Below are 18,706 nucleotides of genomic sequence, written 5' to 3'. Positions count from 1 at the left end.
GTGCAGACCGACATCGATCCGCGCAACCTGATCGGCCGCAAGGCGTTCGACCGCAATGGCACCAAGATCGGCACGATCGACGAGGTGTACCTGGACGACGCCACCGGTGTCCCCGAGTGGGCGGCCATACGCACCGGCCTCTTCTCCCGCGACGCGTTCGTCCCCCTGGAACCGAGCGAGCTCGTCGAGGGCACCCTCCATGTCCCCTTCGACCGGTCCCTGATCAAGGACGCCCCCGACTTCGGCGTGGGCCGCCACCTCTCCCCGAACAGGAACTCCAGCTCTACCACCACTACGGCCTCGACGTGACCCCGGACACCACCCCGGACCACAGCTTCGGCAAGCTGGCGGGCTCGGAGGAGACATAGCCCCGGGGACTCCCGCCGGTCACGGCTCGGCCGGCAACCGGGGGGCGGGCGAGGGGGCGGTCGCCGTGATGACGAGGGGCAACGGGTCCGCGGGCTCCAGGGCGGGGTCGGTGACGAGGAAGGTGCGTATCCGGCCCGGCGGCGACTGCGGGGTCTCGAAGCGCACCGTCACCCGGCCCGCCCCGCTCCCCTGCACCCATCCGTGCCCGTGCTCCGCGTGCCGCACGTCCTGGCCCGCCCGCCAGTGCGGCAGGACCGGCTCCCGCGCCACCGCGACCGGCTCGGTCACGGCCTCCTCCGGCGCCGGCTCCGCCCGCGAGGACGCCTGGGCGAACAGGTCCTCCTGGGTGTAGTCGGCGAGCCCGGACACGCCGACACCGAGCAGTCGCACCCCGCCCGTCGTGTCCACGGACTCCAGCAACCGCTCGGCGGCCTCGCGCACGACCGCCGGATCGTCCGTGGGGCCCCGCAGCGTCTCGGAGCGGGTCAGCGTCGAGAAGTCGTACCGCCGCACCTTCAGTACGATCGTGCGCCCGGACAGGCCCGCCTCGCGCAGCCGCCGCACGCACCGGTCCGCCAGCCGCCGTACCTCGAGGCCGATCCGCGGCCGGTCATGGATGTCCACGTCGTACGTGTCCTCGACCGACACGGACTTGGCCTCCCGCTCGGCCACCACCGGCCGCTCGTCCCGCGCCAGGGCCATGGCGTACAGCGCCTGTCCATGGGCCTTGCCGAGCAGCCGGACGAGTTCGTCCTCGCCCGCCTCGGCCAGTTCCTCGACCGTCGTGATCCCGGCGCGCCGCAGATGGTCCCCGGTGGCCGGACCCACCCCCGGCAGGGTCCGCACCGGCAGCGGCCCCAGCAGCGCCCGCTCGGTGCCCGGCTCGATCAGCACCAGGCCGTCCGGCTTGGCCCGCTCGGAGGCGATCTTCGCGAGCATCTTGGACGCGGCGAGCCCCACCGACCCGGTGAGCCCCGTGACGGTGCGGATGTCCGCGCGCAGCCGGACGCCCGCGCGCCGCGCCGACTCCGCGTCCTGCGCCGCGCCCGAGGCCGCCAGGTCCACGAACGCCTCGTCCAGGCTCAGCGGCTCCACCAGCGGCGACAGCTCCCGCAGCAGCGTCATCACCTGCTCGCTGACCGCCCGGTACAGGGTGAAGCGCGGCACCAGATACGCCGCGTTGGGCGCCAGCCGCCGCGCCTGGGCCATGGGCATCGCCGAGTGCACCCCGAAGACCCGCGCCTCGTACGACGCGGTGGCCACCACCCCGCGCGGCCCGAGCCCGCCCACCACGACCGCTTTCCCGCGCAGGCTCGGCTTGGATGCCTGCTCCACCGAGGCGTAGAAGGCATCCATGTCGAGATGCAGGATCGTGGGCGCGTTTCTCACATCTCCGATGCTGCACCACGGCACTGACAACGAGGCGGCGCCGGGCGGCCCGTCGCGTCTCAGGGCCGGTCGGACGTCGGGGGCGGGGCCGGTCAGACCGCCCGGTTGCGGCGCCGCGCCAGCTCGTCCGCCGGGTTGTGCCCGACCAGTGTCTCGCCCGTGTCGACGCGCTCGCCGTGCAGCTGGGACAGGGCGTTCTCCACGTCCCGCCACACCACGCCGACCGCGATCCCGAAGACGCCCTGGCCGCCCTGGAGAAGCGCGTGCACCTCGTCCGGCGAGGTGCACTCGTACACGGTCGCGCCGTCGCTCATCAGCGTCATGCGCTCCAGATCGCAGAATCCGCGCTCCCGGAGGTGCTGCACGGCCGACCGGATGTTCTGGAGCGAGACCCCGGTGTCCAGGAAGCGCTTGACGATCTTCAGGACGACGACGTCCCGGAAGCTGTACAACCGCTGGGTGCCCGATCCGTACGCGGGCCGCACGCTCGGCTCGACCAGGCCCGTACGTGCCCAGTAGTCGAGCTGCCGATAGGTGATGCCGGCCGCCGCACAGGCCGTGGGCCCCCGGTAGCCGATCTCCTCGGACGTCATGGACGCCGCCCCTTCGCCGTCCGGCACCGCCGTCGGCCGCTGCGGAGCGTGATCCATCGCGCTGCTGTGAACCGGGTACGGACCGCTCTCCCCGTAACCGCGCACGGGAGCACCCCCAGCCGTACCGTCGCCGCTGGTTCTCACGCCGACCTCCGTCCTTGACCTGCCTTCTCGACGGTAGGCAGTCACCAGGGGTGCGTCAACGATCGCCACACTCGGCACGCCGAGTGATAATCACCCAAGGAGTGGTTTCCCGTGTCCCACCGCGGGGAAAGGCTAGCCGAATGCCCTCGCGGGAACCCGTAGGACGCTCTCAATCGCCGGTGGCAATTGCCCCGGGAACCGGCCGCGAGAAGCCGCGGACCGACCCCCCGGGAACCCCGGCCGCGCAGGCCAGGGCCCCTGTGAACCGCTGCTGCGCGACCGCCGCCTCACTGGCTGCTGGTGCCGAAGTCCTCGGGCGAGATCTGGTCGAGGAACTCGCGGAACTTCTCCACCTCGTCCTCCTGCTCGTCCGGGATGGCGATCCCCGCGTCGTCGAGCACCGTGTCACTGCCGTAGATCGGCGTGCCGGTGCGCAGGGCCAGCGCTATGGCGTCCGAGGGGCGGGCGCTGACCTCCACCCCGCTGGCGAAGACCAGCTCCGCGTAGAAGACGCCTTCCCGCAGGTCGGTGATGCGCACTTCGGTCAGCTCCTGGCCGACGGCCTCCAGCACGTCCTTGAACAGGTCGTGGGTCAGCGGCCTGGCCGGGGCCATGCCCTGCTGGGCGAAGGCGATCGCCGTCGCCTCCCCCGGCCCGATCCAGATGGGGAGGTAGCGGTCGCCTCCCACTTCGCGCAGGAGCACGATCGGTTGGTTGGAGGGCATTTCGACCCGGACACCTACGACATCGAGCTCGTTCACACAGCAACCCTAGGCCGTGCCCGGGACGTTTGGGTAGTCGGGGCCTCGAGCGGACGCCCGATCCGGCCCCCGCCGGCCCACCCCCGGATCAGGGGAGACGCACTCCGAGGGCGCTCTTCACCAGGGCCGCGTGCAGCTTCATGGTGAGCGCCGCCAGCTCTTTCGTACGGGCCTCGGCGAGCGCTCTGGTCTGCGGGTTGCGGTGGCGCTTGAGCGGGGCCACCACCTGCTCGACCAGCCCGGCCTCCCGGTCGGCGGCCGCCTTCATCACCCGCAGATGGCGGGGCTCGATCCCGAAGCGCCCCAGTTCGGCGACGAGGGCGGCCACGGTGACCGCCTCCGCGTCGTACGTCCCGTCGGCGAGCGGCACCAGGAGTCCGTACGACTCCCACTCCTCCAGCTCGGCCTCGCCGATGTCCGCGGCGGCCAGCAGCTCGGACCGGCCGACCCGGGCCACGGTGGGCCCCTCCTGCACCTCCAGGACGTCGTCCCCGGTGCGCTGGCGCCCGACCACGGGCAGCGGGACGGCCTCGCCCCGCTCCATGGCGTCCAGATGCTCGCGGATCACCTTGAGCGGCAGATAGTGGTCCCGCTGCATTCTCAGGACATGCCCGAGCCGCTCCAGGTCACCAGGGCTGAACTTGCGGTACCCGGAAGGGGTCCGCTGCGGCTCGATGAGTCCCTCCGCCTCCAGGAAACGGATCTTGGAGATGGTGACTTCGGGGAACTCCTCGCGCAACGCGTTCAGCACCGTGCCGATGCTCATCAGCCCGGTGCCCCTGGCGGCGGTACCGCTTCCGGCACCGCCGCTCGGTGTGTGAAGCATGGACCTTCCCTGGGTTACCCCCGGAACGTGTCCGGGGGCGGGTCAGATGCCCTGCCGGCTCGGGTAGAACACCAGCCGGTACTTGCCGATCTGCACCTCGTCACCGGTGTGCAGGGCGACCTGGTCGATCGGCTCGCGGTTGACGTACGTGCCGTTGAGGCTGCCGACGTCGGCGACGGTGAACGAACCGTCCGGCGAGCGGCGGAACTCCACATGGCGACGCGAGACGGTCACGTCGTCCAGGAAGATGTCGCTCTGCGGATGACGGCCGGCCGTGGTCAGGTCGCCGTCGAGCAGGAAGCGGCTGCCCGAGTTCGGGCCCCGGCGCACCACCAGCAGGGCCGAGCCCGCCGGCAGCGCGTCCACCGCGGCCTGCGCCTCGGGCGACAGCAGCGGCATCGGCGTCTGGCCGGTCGCCTCCGCCTCGTACGCCTCGAGACCGGAGATCGAGATCGTGGACGTCGTCTCGGACGCGCGCTCGGGCACGGCTCCGGGACGCAGCGGCGCACCGCAGTTGGAACAGAAGCGGGCGTTCTCCGCGTTGCGGTTACCGCACCTCGTACACACCAGGGCCGACATGGACGGATCCTCCTGCCGCGGCTGCCCCGCCGGGGCATTGGACGCGTACGGGCCGGGAGCAAACTCTCCACCCGTACTTGAGGTTGACGGTTGCCCGAAACCTATGCCGCGGGACTGGGCAGGGTCAACTGACGGCGCGCCCTGGCCTCCCGAAATGTCACCGCCCGGACCAGCCACCTGGTCCCGGAACAGCGGCCGCTGACCCTGTGCGTCAGGCTGTGCGCGATGACGGGCGGTCGCGTTGTCGCCGCCCTCTCGCGCGCTCTTGCCGAACCACTTCGCAAACAACTTCACGGGCGATTCCCCTTGACCGAAACAGACCCGCCCGTGGGGCAGGACGAACCCTGATTGCCGACACCGGCCGACCCGGACACCCTCACAACGTCCGTGCCCACCAGACAGTTTCCACCACGCGTCACCTCGTCGGTGCGCCGACCCCCCGCAACCTCATGCCCTTGCCGGACCGCCCCCATGCACCGCCGGTTCACTGGGAGGACGACCGAGCGTAGTCAGGCTGCTTCGCCTGTCGCAAGGCGTCCACGACGATCTTGCCCGACTGTGCGACGGAGACCGTGGCCTGCTCCTTCTCCAGAGTCTGCACCACGCCTCCCGGGATGTTCAGCGCCGGCTCGAGATCCTGCGGCTTGCCGATGACCTTGAAACGATAGGGGGCGTTGATCTTGTTCCCGTCCACGCTCACGCTCTTGCCCGCGTCCGCGAAATAGGTGTTGGCCACCACGCGCACGCCATTGACCTGGATCGCCTCCGCGCCGGCCGCGCGCAGCTCCTGGATGGTGTCGAGCAGCATGTCCGACTGGACCGTCCCCTTCGTGTCCTCGATCGTCATGGTGATGCCGGGACCCTGAGCCGCCACGGTGCCCGCCAGGATGCCGAGTTGCCGTTCCTTCTCGGCGGTCTGCTTGCGTGCCTCCGCGGCCTGGTCGGAGCTGCTCTGGAGCTCCGACCGCTGCTTTTCGAGTCCCTGCTTCTCGTCCTCAAGACGCTGCGTACGCGAATCCAGTTCATCCAGGATGCGCACAAGATCTTCTTGACGTGCTCCGCGCAGCGCGCTGTCGGTGTCGCTGTTGGACGCCACCTGGACGGCCAGGCCGAACCCGAGGCCGAACAGGAGCACGGCGACGATGAGTTGGGGCCGGGTCAGACGTGGCGGCCACAGCCCCTTCGCGAGCCGCTGACGGCCGGTCAGCGACGCGTCGGGGCGCGACCCGGGCCGCGGCCCCGCCTCGGGCCCCGGTGCGGGGACCTCGGCCGGCAGTTCCTTGCGCAGCCGGTCGCCCGGCCGGGCCGCGTGCTCGCCGTGCGCGTGGCGGGGGTGCTCTTCGCGCCCGTCGTCTTGGTGCTGGTTGTCGCTCATCGCCTCATGCCCGGAAGACGTGCCGCCGGATCGCCGCGGCGTTGGAGAAGATGCGGATACCGAGGACGACCACGACGCCCGTGGACAGCTGCGCGCCCACGCCCAGCTTGTCGCCGAGGAACACGATCAGGGCCGCCACGACCACGTTCGACAGGAACGACACGACGAAGACCTTGTCGTCGAAAATGCCGTCCAGCATGGCCCGCAGACCGCCGAAGACGGCGTCCAGGGCCGCCACGACGGCGATCGGCAGATAAGGCTCCACGACCGCCGGAACCTCGGGCCGGACCAACAGGCCGGCCACGACTCCCACGACGAGGCCCAGTACGGCGATCACGATGTGCCCTTCTCCGTCTTCTCGGTGTTCTTGCTGTTGTTGCTGTTCTGGTCGTTCTTGGCGTTCTTGCTGTTCTTGGCGTCGGCGCTGTCGGGGACCGGGACCGGCTGCGCCGTGCGGACGATCACGCTCGGCGCGGCGGGCAGCCGGACGTCGTGCTCGGTGGAGATGGTGGCGCGGATGCCGTAGTTCTGCTCCAGCGCGTGCAGATACAGCCCGTCCCCGCTGTTCTGGAAGTCGCTGCTCAGCCGGGGTCCGTTCCCCACCGCCAGCACGGTGTACGGCGGCACGAGCGGCCTGTTGTCGACCAGGATCGCGTCTCCGGCGGCCCTGATCGCCGACAGGGCGGTCAGCCGCTGCCCGTTGACGGAGACGGCCTCGGCGCCGGACGCCCACAGCCCGTTGACCACGCGCTGGAGATCGCGGTCGCGCACCCGGCCGGTGTCGGAGAAGCCCGCGGTCTCCCGCGGGTTGGTGCCGTCACCGCCGCTGCTGGCCTCCTTGGCGTCGTTCACCACGAGCTTGACGCCCGGACCGTGCACCTCGGTGGCGCCCGACAGCATGCCCACCAGGTCCGCCTCGGCGCTGCCGCCGCTCGACCTCAGGGCGGCCCGCTGACGCGCGCTGACGTCGTCGCGCAGCTTGTCCACGCCGCCCTGGAGCTTGTCCGCGTCGGCGGTCTCCTTGTCGACGCGGTCGATCAGCTCCTGGTGCTCCTTGGCCACCACGGGCGCCGCGATCCGTGCCTGGGCCGCCCCGACGGTCACGACCAGCGCCGCGAGGACGAGGCCGCCCGCGAGGCCCAGCTTCGCCCTGAGGGTCTTCGGCAGGCCGCCCTCGCCCCAGGACTTCTTCCGGGCGGCGGCCTCGGCGTACCCGTCGTCGAGGCTGTGGTCCATGACGTTGGTGATCAACGACATGGAGGCGTCCAGGCGGCGCGGCCGCGTGGCGCTGCTCCGAACGGGGGGTTGCTGCGGCATGCCGCACATCGTCGCATGTCGCGCGCGATACTCCGAATGGCCCCACCGGCGTGCCGGACAGACCCCCTCGGGGGCGCCTGCCCGGCACGCACGCGTGCGGCTGTTCCGCGGTGGTACGCCCTACCGCCCGGCGCTGTCCACGATGCCGGACCACTCGTCCAGCAGGGCCTGCGCGGAGGCGTCGTCCGGGCCTTCGGCCCACAGATGGGTGACCGCCTCGGCCGGGTCGGGCAGCACCATCACCCAGCGCCCGTCGCTCTCCACGACCCGTACGCCGTCGGTGGTGTCGACCGAGCGGTCCCCGGCCGCCTCCACCACCCGGCGCATCACGAGCCCCTTGACGGCCCACGGCGTCGCCAGGTCCCGCTTGAGGACGTGCGCCCGCGGGATGCGCGCGTCGATCTGGCTCAGGGTGAGCTGGGTGCGCGCCACGAGCCCGATCAGCCGGACGAACGCCGCCGTGCCGTCGAACACGCTGCCGAACTCCGGGATGATGAATCCGCCCTTGCCGTCACCACCGAAGATGGTGCCCTCCTCACCACCCACACGAGTGAGGTCGTCGGGCGAGGTCGTCGTCCACTCGACCTGGGTGCCGTGGTAGGCGGCCACCTGTTCGGCGATGCGGGTCGTGGTGACCGGCAGTGCCACCCGGCCGCTGCGCCGCTCCGCGGCGACGAGGTCCAGCATCACCAGCAGCGCCCGGTCGTCCTCGATGATCCGGCCCTTCTCGTCCACGAGCGACAGCCGCTCGCCGACGGGGTCGAAGCGGACGCCGAACGCGGCGCCCGAGGACGCGACGATCTCGCCGAGGCGCACCAGACCGCTGCGCCGCATCTCGGCGGTCTCGGTGGGCCGGGACTCGTCGAGGCCCGGGTTGATGGTCAGGGAGTCCACCCCGAGCTTGCCCAGCAGGCTGGGCAGCACCAGGCCGGAGCTGCCGTTGGAGGCGTCCACGACGACCTTCATGCCGGAGTCGAGGATCCCGCTGGTGTCGACATTGCGCAGCAACGAGCCGGTGTACGAGTCGAAGACGCTGGAGGGGAAGTACAGGTCGCCGATCTCGCCGGGGAAGGCCCGCCGGTACTCCTGGCGCGCGAACACCCGGTCCAGCTTGCGCTGCCCGCCCTGGGACAGGTCCGCGCCCTGTCCGTCGAAGAACATGATGTCGACCGAGTCCGGGACACCGGGCGTGGTACGGATCATGATGCCGCCGGCGCTGCCCCGCGCGGTCTGCTGCCGGGCCACGGGCAGCGGCACGTTCTCCAGGTCGCGTACGTCGATGGCGCTCGCCTGCAATGCCGAGATGACCGCGCGCTTGAGCGCCCGGGCGCCTCGGGAGTGGTCGCGGGCCGTGGTGACCGTGGAGCCCTTCTTGAGCGTGGTCGCGTACGCGCCGGCGAGGCGGACGGCCAGCTCGGGTGTGATCTCCACGTTCAGGATGCCGGAGACGCCGCGGGCGCCGAAGAGCTGGGCCTGGCCCCTGGACTCCCAGATGACCGAGGTGTTGACGAAGGCACCGGCCTCGATCGTCTTGAACGGGTAGACCCGCACATTGCCCTGGACGATCGACTCCTCGCCGATCAGGCACTCGTCGCCGATGACCGCGCCGTCCTCGATCCGGGCGGCCCGCATGATGTCGGTGTTCTTGCCGACGACGCAGCCGCGCAGATTGCTGTGCTGGCCGACATAGACGTTGTCGTGGACGACGGCCTTGTGCAGGAAGGCGCCGCTCTTGACGACGACGTTCGAGCCGATGACCGAGTCCTCGCGGATCTCCGCGCCGGCCTCGACCTTGGCGTAGTCACCGATGTAGAGCGGTCCGCGCAGCACGGCGTCGGGATGCACCTCGGCGCCCTCGGCGACCCAGACGCCCGGGGAGATCTCGAAACCGTCGATGTCGACGTTGACCTTGCCCTCCAGGACGTCGGCCTGGGCCTTGACGTAGCTCTCGTGCGTGCCGACGTCCTCCCAGTAGCCCTCGGCGACGAAGCCGTAGATCGGCTTGCCCTCCTTCATCAGCTGCGGGAAGACATCGCCGGACCAGTCGACCGGAACATCGGGGTCCACGTAGTCGAAGACTTCGGGCTCCATCACGTAGATGCCCGTGTTGACGGTGTCGGAGAAGACCTGCCCCCAGGTCGGCTTCTCCAGGAAGCGTTCGACCTTGCCTTCCTCGTCCACGATGGTGATGCCGAATTCCAGGGGGTTGGGCACGCGGGTCAGACAGACCGTGACGAGCGCGCCCTTCTCCTTGTGGAAATTGATCAGTTCCGTGAGGTCGAAGTCGGTCAGGGCATCACCGGAGATGACGAGGAAGGCATCGTCCTTCAACGCCTCTTCCGCGTTCTTGACGCTTCCGGCGGTACCGAGTGGCTTCTCCTCATTGGCGTAGGTGAGCTCCATACCGAGCTCTTCGCCGTCACCGAAGTAGTTCTTGACGAGCGAGGCAAGGAACTGCACGGTGACGACGGTCTCGGTGAGCCCGTGCCTTTTGAGCAGCCGTAGCACGTGCTCCATGATCGGGCGGTTCACCACGGGCAGGAGCGGTTTGGGCATGCTCGAGGTCATGGGGCGAAGGCGGGTGCCTTCGCCTCCAGCCATCACGACGGCCTTCATGTCGGAAGCGTCCTCCTCTGAGAGACGACGGTCTCGCCGACTTCACCCGTCCAGATTGTCCCGCACTTTTGCACGGCGGGCCATCGAGGCGTCAGGTCAGGACAATCGCCGAGCTCAATCGGCCATGGCGTCCGCACGCACCAATCGGCGGACTTGCACCACGTAGAGCACTCCTGCCCACCAATAGAGGGTTGTACCCCACCCTGCGAACGCCCATCCGAAAACGGCGGCCAGTGACGCGATCCAACCACTGCCGTCGCTGAGGAGGAGGAGCGGGAAGGCGTACATGAGGTTGAACGTGGCCGCCTTCCCGAGGAAGTTGACCTGGGGCGGCGGGTAGCCGTGCCGGCGGAGGATGCCCACCATGACGAGGAGCATCAGCTCCCGGGCGAGCAGCAGGGCGGTCAGCCAGACCGGGAGGATCTCCCGCCAGGTGAGGCCGAGCAGCGTGGAGAGCACGTAGAGCCGGTCCGCGGCCGGGTCGAGGAGCCGGCCCAGGTTGCTGATCTGGTTCCAGCGCCGGGCGAGCTTGCCGTCCAGGTAGTCGCTGACTCCGCTGAAGGCCAGCACGAGCAGGGCCCATCCGTCGCTCTTGGGGCCCCCGAACTCCGGCCTGAGGATCAGCCACAGGAACAGGGGCACGCCGAGGAGCCGCGCCATGCTGAGGATGTTGGGGATGGTGAGGACCCGGTCTGTCTGGACACGGGTCTCCTGGACCTCCACCCGGGGGCCTCCTGTGGGAAAACGAGCCAACGATGCTCCCTGACTTTACCCCAACGCAAAAAAGCTCCGGCTCTCGGGCTGGTGCCCAAGAGCCGGAGCTGTAAAAGGAGTTCGGCGGCGTCCTACTCTCCCACAGGGTCCCCCCTGCAGTACCATCGGCGCTGAAAGGCTTAGCTTCCGGGTTCGAAATGTAACCGGGCGTTTCCCTAACGCTATAACCACCGAAACACTATGAAACTGACAACCGGCACTTTGGTTGTTCGTGGTTTCAGAACCAACACAGTGGACGCGAGCAACTGAGGACAAGCCCTCGGCCTATTAGTACCGGTCACCTCCACCAGTTACCTGGCTTCCAGATCCGGCCTATCAACCCAGTCGTCTACTGGGAGCCTTACCCCATCAAGTGGGTGGGAGTCCTCATCTCGAAGCAGGCTTCCCGCTTAGATGCTTTCAGCGGTTATCCCTCCCGAACGTAGCCAACCAGCCATGCCCTTGGCAGGACAACTGGCACACCAGAGGTTCGTCCGTCCCGGTCCTCTCGTACTAGGGACAGCCCTTCTCAAGACTCCTACGCGCACAGCGGATAGGGACCGAACTGTCTCACGACGTTCTAAACCCAGCTCGCGTACCGCTTTAATGGGCGAACAGCCCAACCCTTGGGACCGACTCCAGCCCCAGGATGCGACGAGCCGACATCGAGGTGCCAAACCATCCCGTCGATATGGACTCTTGGGGAAGATCAGCCTGTTATCCCCGGGGTACCTTTTATCCGTTGAGCGACGGCGCTTCCACAAGCCACCGCCGGATCACTAGTCCCGACTTTCGTCCCTGCTCGACCCGTCGGTCTCACAGTCAAGCTCCCTTGTGCACTTACACTCAACACCTGATTACCAACCAGGCTGAGGGAACCTTTGGGCGCCTCCGTTACTCTTTAGGAGGCAACCGCCCCAGTTAAACTACCCATCAGACACTGTCCCTGATCCGGATCACGGACCCAGGTTAGACATCCAGCACGACCAGACTGGTATTTCAACGACGACTCCACCCACACTGGCGTATGAGCTTCAAAGTCTCCCAGCTATCCTACACAAGCCGAACCGAACACCAATATCAAACTGTAGTAAAGGTCCCGGGGTCTTTCCGTCCTGCTGCGCGAAACGAGCATCTTTACTCGTAGTGCAATTTCACCGGGCCTATGGTTGAGACAGTCGAGAAGTCGTTACGCCATTCGTGCAGGTCGGAACTTACCCGACAAGGAATTTCGCTACCTTAGGATGGTTATAGTTACCACCGCCGTTTACTGGCGCTTAAGTTCTCAGCTTCGCCCCACCGAAATGGAGCTAACCGGTCCCCTTAACGTTCCAGCACCGGGCAGGCGTCAGTCCGTATACATCGCCTTACGGCTTCGCACGGACCTGTGTTTTTAGTAAACAGTCGCTTCTCGCTGGTCTCTGCGGCCACCCCCAGCTCAGGGAGTAAATCCCATCACCGAGCGTGGCCCCCCTTCTCCCGAAGTTACGGGGGCATTTTGCCGAGTTCCTTAACCATAGTTCACCCGAACGCCTCGGTATTCTCTACCTGACCACCTGAGTCGGTTTAGGGTACGGGCCGCCATGAAACTCGCTAGAGGCTTTTCTCGACAGCATAGGATCATCCACTTCACCACAATCGGCTCGGCATCAGGTCTCAGACACATGATGTGCGGATTTACCTACACACCGTCCTACACCCTTACCCCGGGACAACCACCGCCCGGGATGGACTACCTTCCTGCGTCACCCCATCACTCACCTACTAACCGCTTGGTCCGGCGGCTCCACCACTCCCCTCAACTCCGAAGAGATCAGGGCGGCTTCACGGCCTTAGCATCACGATGCTCGATGTTTGACGCTTCACAGCGGGTACCGGAATATCAACCGGTTATCCATCGACTACGCCTGTCGGCCTCGCCTTAGGTCCCGACTTACCCTGGGCAGATCAGCTTGACCCAGGAACCCTTAGTCAATCGGCGCACACGTTTCTCACGTGTGTATCGCTACTCATGCCTGCATTCTCACTCGTCAACCGTCCACAACTACCTTCCGGTGCTGCTTCACCCGGCAGACGACGCTCCCCTACCCATCACAGCACCCGTTGGGGCTATATGCTGCAATGACACGACTTCGGCGGTACGCTTGAGCCCCGCTACATTGTCGGCGCGGAATCACTAGACCAGTGAGCTATTACGCACTCTTTCAAGGGTGGCTGCTTCTAAGCCAACCTCCTGGTTGTCTGTGCGACTCCACATCCTTTCCCACTTAGCGTACGCTTAGGGGCCTTAGTCGATGCTCTGGGCTGTTTCCCTCTCGACCATGGAGCTTATCCCCCACAGTCTCACTGCCGCGCTCTCACTTACCGGCATTCGGAGTTTGGCTAAGGTCAGTAACCCGGTAGGGCCCATCGCCTATCCAGTGCTCTACCTCCGGCAAGAAACACACGACGCTGCACCTAAATGCATTTCGGGGAGAACCAGCTATCACGGAGTTTGATTGGCCTTTCACCCCTAACCACAGGTCATCCCCCAGGTTTTCAACCCTGGTGGGTTCGGTCCTCCACGAAGTCTTACCTCCGCTTCAACCTGCCCATGGCTAGATCACTCCGCTTCGGGTCTTGAGCGTGCTACTGAAACGCCCTGTTCGGACTCGCTTTCGCTACGGCTTCCCCACTCGGGTTAACCTCGCAACACACCGCAAACTCGCAGGCTCATTCTTCAAAAGGCACGCAGTCACGAGATGCAGCAAGCTGCATCCGACGCTCCCACGGCTTGTAGGCACACGGTTTCAGGTACTATTTCACTCCCCTCCCGGGGTACTTTTCACCATTCCCTCACGGTACTATCCGCTATCGGTCACCAGGGAATATTTAGGCTTAGCGGGTGGTCCCGCCAGATTCACACGGGATTTCTCGGGCCCCGTGCTACTTGGGTGTCTCTCAAGCAAGCCGCTGACATTTCGACTACGGGGGTCTTACCCTCTACGCCGGACCTTTCGCATGTCCTTCGTCTACATCAACGGTTTCTGACTCGCCCTACGGCCGGCAGACCGTAGAAGAGAGATCCCACAACCCCGCACACGCAACCCCTGCCGGGTCTCACACGCATACGGTTTGGCCTCATCCGGTTTCGCTCGCCACTACTCCCGGAATCACGGTTGTTTTCTCTTCCTGAGGGTACTGAGATGTTTCACTTCCCCTCGTTCCCTCCACTTGCCCTATGTGTTCAGGCAAGGGTGACAGCCCATGACGACTGCCGGGTTTCCCCATTCGGAAACCCCCGGATCAAAGCCTGGTTGACGGCTCCCCGGGGACTATCGTGGCCTCCCACGTCCTTCATCGGTTCCTGGTGCCAAGGCATCCACCGTGCGCCCTTAAAAACTTGGCCACAGATGCTCGCGTCCACTGTGCAGTTCTCAAACAACGACCAGCCACCCATCACCCCGAACCCATCAACGAGTCCGAGTGCACTGGGGCCGGCGACTGAGGAGAAGATCAGATCATTCCCTCAGACACCCAACAGCGTGCCCGACACCCCTCGCTGCATCCTTCATCCGTTCCACGCCGAAGCAGTACTAGGAAGAGAAGCCATCCGAAGTGTGCCGAGTAGTCAACGTTCCACCCATGAGCAACCAGCATCAGACATTCGCCGATGTACTGGCCTCTGACCGAACAAAGTCCGGTAAGAAGTGCTCCTTAGAAAGGAGGTGATCCAGCCGCACCTTCCGGTACGGCTACCTTGTTACGACTTCGTCCCAATCGCTGGTCCCACCTTCGACAGCTCCCTCCCACAAGGGGTTGGGCCACCGGCTTCGGGTGTTACCGACTTTCGTGACGTGACGGGCGGTGTGTACAAGGCCCGGGAACGTATTCACCGCAGCAATGCTGATCTGCGATTACTAGCGACTCCGACTTCATGGGGTCGAGTTGCAGACCCCAATCCGAACTGAGACCGGCTTTTTGAGATTCGCTCCACCTCACGGTATCGCAGCTCATTGTACCGGCCATTGTAGCACGTGTGCAGCCCAAGACATAAGGGGCATGATGACTTGACGTCGTCCCCACCTTCCTCCGAGTTGACCCCGGCGGTCTCCCGTGAGTCCCCAGCACCACAAGGGCCTGCTGGCAACACGGGACAAGGGTTGCGCTCGTTGCGGGACTTAACCCAACATCTCACGACACGAGCTGACGACAGCCATGCACCACCTGTACACCGACCACAAGGGGGGCACTATCTCTAATGCTTTCCGGTGTATGTCAAGCCTTGGTAAGGTTCTTCGCGTTGCGTCGAATTAAGCCACATGCTCCGCCGCTTGTGCGGGCCCCCGTCAATTCCTTTGAGTTTTAGCCTTGCGGCCGTACTCCCCAGGCGGGGCACTTAATGCGTTAGCTGCGGCACGGACAACGTGGAATGTTGCCCACACCTAGTGCCCACCGTTTACGGCGTGGACTACCAGGGTATCTAATCCTGTTCGCTCCCCACGCTTTCGCTCCTCAGCGTCAGTATCGGCCCAGAGATCCGCCTTCGCCACCGGTGTTCCTCCTGATATCTGCGCATTTCACCGCTACACCAGGAATTCCGATCTCCCCTACCGAACTCTAGCCTGCCCGTATCGACTGCAGACCCGGGGTTAAGCCCCGGGCTTTCACAACCGACGTGACAAGCCGCCTACGAGCTCTTTACGCCCAATAATTCCGGACAACGCTCGCGCCCTACGTATTACCGCGGCTGCTGGCACGTAGTTAGCCGGCGCTTCTTCTGCAGGTACCGTCACTTTCGCTTCTTCCCTGCTGAAAGAGGTTTACAACCCGAAGGCCGTCATCCCTCACGCGGCGTCGCTGCATCAGGCTTTCGCCCATTGTGCAATATTCCCCACTGCTGCCTCCCGTAGGAGTCTGGGCCGTGTCTCAGTCCCAGTGTGGCCGGTCGCCCTCTCAGGCCGGCTACCCGTCGTCGCCTTGGTGAGCCGTTACCTCACCAACAAGCTGATAGGCCGCGGGCTCATCCTGCACCGCCGGAGCTTTACACCATCAAGGATGCCCAAGATGGTCATATCCGGTATTAGACCCCGTTTCCAGGGCTTGTCCCAGAGTGCAGGGCAGATTGCCCACGTGTTACTCACCCGTTCGCCACTAATCCACCCCGAAGGGCTTCATCGTTCGACTTGCATGTGTTAAGCACGCCGCCAGCGTTCGTCCTGAGCCAGGATCAAACTCTCCGTGAATGTTTACTCGGCCGAAAAATAATTCAGCCGGTGACACATTGGAGAGCGGAACGGTCGGAGGAATAGTCCGACCGTTCACAGCGTCCTCGCTGTGTTTATTTCAAAGGAACCACGTCCCGGTCATGATGACCGGAGACGGGGTATCAACATATCTGGCGTTGACTTTTGGCACGCTGTTGAGTTCTCAAGGAACGGTCGCTTCCTTTGTACTCACCCTCTCGGGCTTTCCTCCGGGCTTCCCTTCGGTGTTTCAAACTCTATCAGGCTTTTTCTGTCTCTCTGACCACCGTTCTGCGAGCATGCAGAAGGAGATCCAGAGTCAGGATCCGACGAGTTTGTTTTCTGTTCGAGCGAGGACACTTTCGCGTCGCTCCGTCCCGAGCAGGAGTACGACTGTACAGGGGGCCCGGAACGGCATGCAAATCCGCTGGGTTGGTGGTCTAGACCACTAGCTGCTAGCTTTCATCCGGAACCGCCACTTCACATGACATACCCTGCTGCTCACGCCCGCGAGCAGCTCCACTTCTGGGAGGCTCCCATGACCACCGTGACGTCCCCTCTCGCCGGACGCGCCATCGGACTGGCCGCCGTGCCGGACCCCGTGTTCTCCGGGGCGATGGTCGGCCCCGGCACCGCGATCGATCCGGTGCGTGAGCCCTCCGAGGCCGTGTCGCCCGTGGACGGTGTGATCGTCTCCCTGCACCCGCACGCCTTCGTCGTGGTCGACGACAGCGGGCACGGTGTCCTCACCCACCTCGGCATCGACACCGTGCAGCTCAACGGCGAGGGCTTCGAGGTGCTCGTCAACAAGGGTGACACCGTGACCCGCGGCCAGGTCATCGTGCGCTGGAACCCGGCGGCGGTCGAGGAGGCCGGCAAGTCCCCGGTGTGCCCCGTCGTCGCTCTGGAGGCCACGGCCGAGGCCCTCTCCGACGTCCGTGAGAGCGGTGACGTGACGGCCGGCGCCGAGCTCTTCTCCTGGAACTGACACACATGCCGTCGTCATGAGGACGGCGTACAGGACGACCACCGCGGCGGCGGGGCCCGCCGCACTATCCGGAGACGGGTGAGATGGAGACAACGCTGCGAGGCGTCGGCGTGAGCCATGGCGTGGCGATCGGCGAGGTCCGGCACATGGGCACGGCGGTGCTGGAGCCGCCGGCCAAGCAGATCCCGGCGCAGGAGGCGGGCCGCGAGCAGGGCCGCGCCCGCCAGGCGGTCGACGCCGTGGCCGCCGATCTGATGGCGCGCGGCAATCTGGCCGGCGGCGAGGCCCAGGCCGTGCTCGAGGCGCAGGCCATGATGGCCCAGGACCCCGAGCTGATGGCGGACGTCGACCGGCGGATCGCCGTGGGCAGCACCGCCGAGCGCGCGGTGTACGACGCGTTCGCGGCGTACCGGGAGCTGCTGGCCGGGGCCGGTGAGTACCTCGCCGGGCGGGTGGCCGACCTGGACGACGTGCGGAACCGTATCGTCGCCCGGCTGCTGGGCGTGCCCATGCCGGGTGTCCCGGACAGCGACCACCCCTATGTACTGGTGGCGCGGGACCTGGCGCCCGCCGACACGGCGCTGCTCGATCCCTCTCTGGTGCTCGGCTTCGTGACCGAGGAGGGCGGTCCCACCAGTCACAGCGCGATCCTGGCGCGGGCCCTCGGGGTGCCGGCCGTGGTGGCGCTGCCGGGCGCGGTCGAGCTGGGCGAGGGCACGGTCGTCGCGGTGGACGGCAGCACCGGTGAGGTGTTCGTGCACCCGAGCGAGGAGCGCAAGACGGAGCTGACGGCGGCGGCCGCCGAGCGCCGGGCGGCGCTGGCCGCCTCGTCCGGTCCCGGCGCGACGGCGGACGGGCACAAGGTGCCGCTGCTGGCCAATGTCGGCGGTCCCGCGGATGTGCCGGCGGCGGTGGCGGCCGGGGCCGAGGGTGTCGGTCTGTTCCGTACCGAGTTCCTGTTCCTGGACGACAGTGAGCGCGCTCCGTCCGAGGAGAAGCAGGTCGCGGCCTACCGGCAGGTGCTGGAGGCGTTCCCCGAGGGCCGGGTGGTCGTACGGGTGCTGGACGCGGGCGCGGACAAGCCGCTGGCCTTCCTGACCCCGGCGGACGAGCCGAACCCGGCGCTGGGCGTGCGGGGGCTGCGGACGCTGCTGGACCACCCGGACGTCCTGCGCACCCAGCTGACCGCGCTGGCGAAGGCCGCCGAGGGGCTGCCCGTCCACCTCGAGGTGATGGCCCCCATGGTGGCGGACCGCGCGGACGCGAGGGCGTTCGCGGACGCCTGCCGTGCGGCGGGGCTGCGGGCGAAGTTCGGGGCCATGGTGGAGATCCCGTCGGCGGCGCTGCGGGCGCGGTCGATCCTCCAGGAGGTCGAGTTCCTGTCGCTGGGCACCAATGACCTCGCGCAGTACACGTTCGCGGCGGACCGGCAGGTGGGCGCGGTGTCGCGGTTGCAGGACCCGTGGCAGCCGGCGCTGCTGGACCTGGTCGCGCTGTCCGCGGAGGCGGCCCGTGCCGAGGGCAAGAGCTGCGGGGTGTGCGGTGAGGCGGCGTCCGATCCGCTGCTGGCCTGTGTGCTGACCGGTCTGGGTGTCACCTCCCTGTCGATGGGTGCGGCGTCGCTGCCCTATGTCCGGGCGACGCTGGCGAAGTTCACGCTGGCGCAGTGCGAGCGGGCCGCGGCGGCGGCGCGGGCGGCGGACAGCGCCGAGGAGGCGCGGAGCGCGGCCCAGGCCGTGCTGTCCGGCGAGTAGCCGCCGGGCGGCCGGTG

At 66.7% G+C, this 18,706-nt stretch carries 11 protein-coding genes, 3 rRNA genes and 2 pseudogenes; 3 read left to right on the top strand and 13 right to left on the bottom strand.

Annotation, left to right across the window (positions count from 1 at the left end; genetic code table 11):
* Positions 1-368, top strand: a pseudogene (locus GHR20_RS30035) (PRC-barrel domain-containing protein).
* On the opposite strand, the pseudogene GHR20_RS30030 reads toward GHR20_RS30035, so the two are convergent.
* From GHR20_RS30030 to GHR20_RS29970, 13 genes and pseudogenes are all read right to left on the bottom strand, one after another.
* A pseudogene (locus GHR20_RS30030) lies at positions 293-1,758 on the bottom strand (DNA polymerase IV). The pseudogenes GHR20_RS30035 and GHR20_RS30030 overlap by 76 nt on opposite strands.
* 92 nt (positions 1,759-1,850) lie before the next feature.
* Positions 1,851-2,495, bottom strand: a complete 645-nt coding sequence (locus GHR20_RS30025; protein WP_111585324.1) for a MerR family transcriptional regulator — start codon at positions 2,493-2,495, stop codon at positions 1,851-1,853.
* 287 nt (positions 2,496-2,782) lie between these two features.
* Entirely contained in the window at positions 2,783-3,256 is a 474-nt protein-coding gene (locus GHR20_RS30020; RefSeq protein WP_026253112.1) for a bifunctional nuclease family protein, read from the bottom strand.
* An 88-nt stretch (positions 3,257-3,344) separates the two neighbouring features.
* Positions 3,345-4,082, bottom strand: coding sequence for a MerR family transcriptional regulator (locus GHR20_RS30015; protein WP_148026904.1), 738 nt, complete (start codon positions 4,080-4,082; stop codon positions 3,345-3,347).
* A 42-nt stretch (positions 4,083-4,124) separates the two neighbouring features.
* Positions 4,125-4,955 (bottom strand): FHA domain-containing protein, encoded by an 831-nt coding sequence (locus tag GHR20_RS30010; protein WP_181516522.1) that lies wholly within the window; start codon positions 4,953-4,955, stop codon positions 4,125-4,127.
* Positions 4,956-5,145: 190 nt separating this feature from the next.
* The gene (locus tag GHR20_RS30005) at positions 5,146-6,036 is read right to left on the bottom strand and encodes a DUF881 domain-containing protein (protein ID WP_153814923.1); all 891 of its coding nucleotides are present in this window, start codon (positions 6,034-6,036) and stop codon (positions 5,146-5,148) included.
* Positions 6,037-6,040: 4 nt separating this feature from the next.
* On the bottom strand, positions 6,041-6,373 hold the full coding sequence (locus GHR20_RS30000; protein ID WP_003988855.1) for a small basic family protein: 333 nt from the start codon (positions 6,371-6,373) through the stop codon (positions 6,041-6,043).
* Entirely contained in the window at positions 6,370-7,293 is a 924-nt protein-coding gene (locus GHR20_RS29995; protein WP_161214876.1) for a DUF881 domain-containing protein, read from the bottom strand. Before GHR20_RS29995 ends, GHR20_RS30000 begins: the two co-directional genes overlap by 4 nt.
* Before the next feature lie 180 nt (positions 7,294-7,473).
* Positions 7,474-9,969 (bottom strand): mannose-1-phosphate guanyltransferase, encoded by a 2,496-nt coding sequence (locus GHR20_RS29990; protein ID WP_153814922.1) that lies wholly within the window; start codon positions 9,967-9,969, stop codon positions 7,474-7,476.
* A 114-nt stretch (positions 9,970-10,083) separates the two neighbouring features.
* On the bottom strand, positions 10,084-10,692 hold the full coding sequence (locus GHR20_RS29985; RefSeq protein ID WP_111585318.1) for a CDP-alcohol phosphatidyltransferase family protein: 609 nt from the start codon (positions 10,690-10,692) through the stop codon (positions 10,084-10,086).
* A 109-nt stretch (positions 10,693-10,801) separates the two neighbouring features.
* Positions 10,802-10,918, bottom strand: a 5S ribosomal RNA gene (gene rrf, locus GHR20_RS29980).
* 72 nt (positions 10,919-10,990) lie between these two features.
* Positions 10,991-14,110: ribosomal RNA gene (locus GHR20_RS29975) — 23S ribosomal RNA — on the bottom strand.
* 312 nt (positions 14,111-14,422) lie between these two features.
* A 16S ribosomal RNA gene (locus tag GHR20_RS29970) occupies positions 14,423-15,947 on the bottom strand.
* Together the 16S, 23S and 5S rRNA genes form the textbook arrangement of a ribosomal RNA operon.
* Before the next feature lie 538 nt (positions 15,948-16,485).
* On the opposite strand from GHR20_RS29970, the gene GHR20_RS29965 reads away from it, so the two are divergent.
* Positions 16,486-16,935, top strand: a complete 450-nt coding sequence (locus GHR20_RS29965) for a PTS glucose transporter subunit IIA (protein ID WP_111586649.1) — start codon at positions 16,486-16,488, stop codon at positions 16,933-16,935.
* 83 nt (positions 16,936-17,018) lie between these two features.
* Complete coding sequence (ptsP, locus tag GHR20_RS29960; protein WP_153814921.1) at positions 17,019-18,689, top strand: phosphoenolpyruvate--protein phosphotransferase; 1,671 nt, start codon at positions 17,019-17,021, stop codon at positions 18,687-18,689.
* Positions 18,690-18,706 lie beyond the last annotated feature (17 nt).

Source organism: Streptomyces sp. SUK 48 (assembly GCF_009650765.1).
Lineage (GTDB): Bacteria > Actinomycetota > Actinomycetes > Streptomycetales > Streptomycetaceae > Streptomyces.
Note: the sequence above shows the minus strand (reverse complement) of the source record. Positions and strands in the feature narration are given on the sequence as shown.

Coding starts and splice junctions, on each gene's coding strand:
- GHR20_RS29965 (WP_111586649.1), top strand. CDS start 16,486: ATGACCACCGTGACGTCCCCTCTCGCCGGACGCGCCATCGGACTGGCC.
- GHR20_RS29995 (WP_161214876.1), bottom strand. CDS start 7,293: ATGTCGTTGATCACCAACGTCATGGACCACAGCCTCGACGACGGGTAC.
- GHR20_RS30015 (WP_148026904.1), bottom strand. CDS start 4,082: ATGCTTCACACACCGAGCGGCGGTGCCGGAAGCGGTACCGCCGCCAGG.
- GHR20_RS30005 (WP_153814923.1), bottom strand. CDS start 6,036: ATGAGCGACAACCAGCACCAAGACGACGGGCGCGAAGAGCACCCCCGC.
- GHR20_RS29990 (WP_153814922.1), bottom strand. CDS start 9,969: ATGAAGGCCGTCGTGATGGCTGGAGGCGAAGGCACCCGCCTTCGCCCC.
- ptsP (WP_153814921.1), top strand. CDS start 17,019: ATGGAGACAACGCTGCGAGGCGTCGGCGTGAGCCATGGCGTGGCGATC.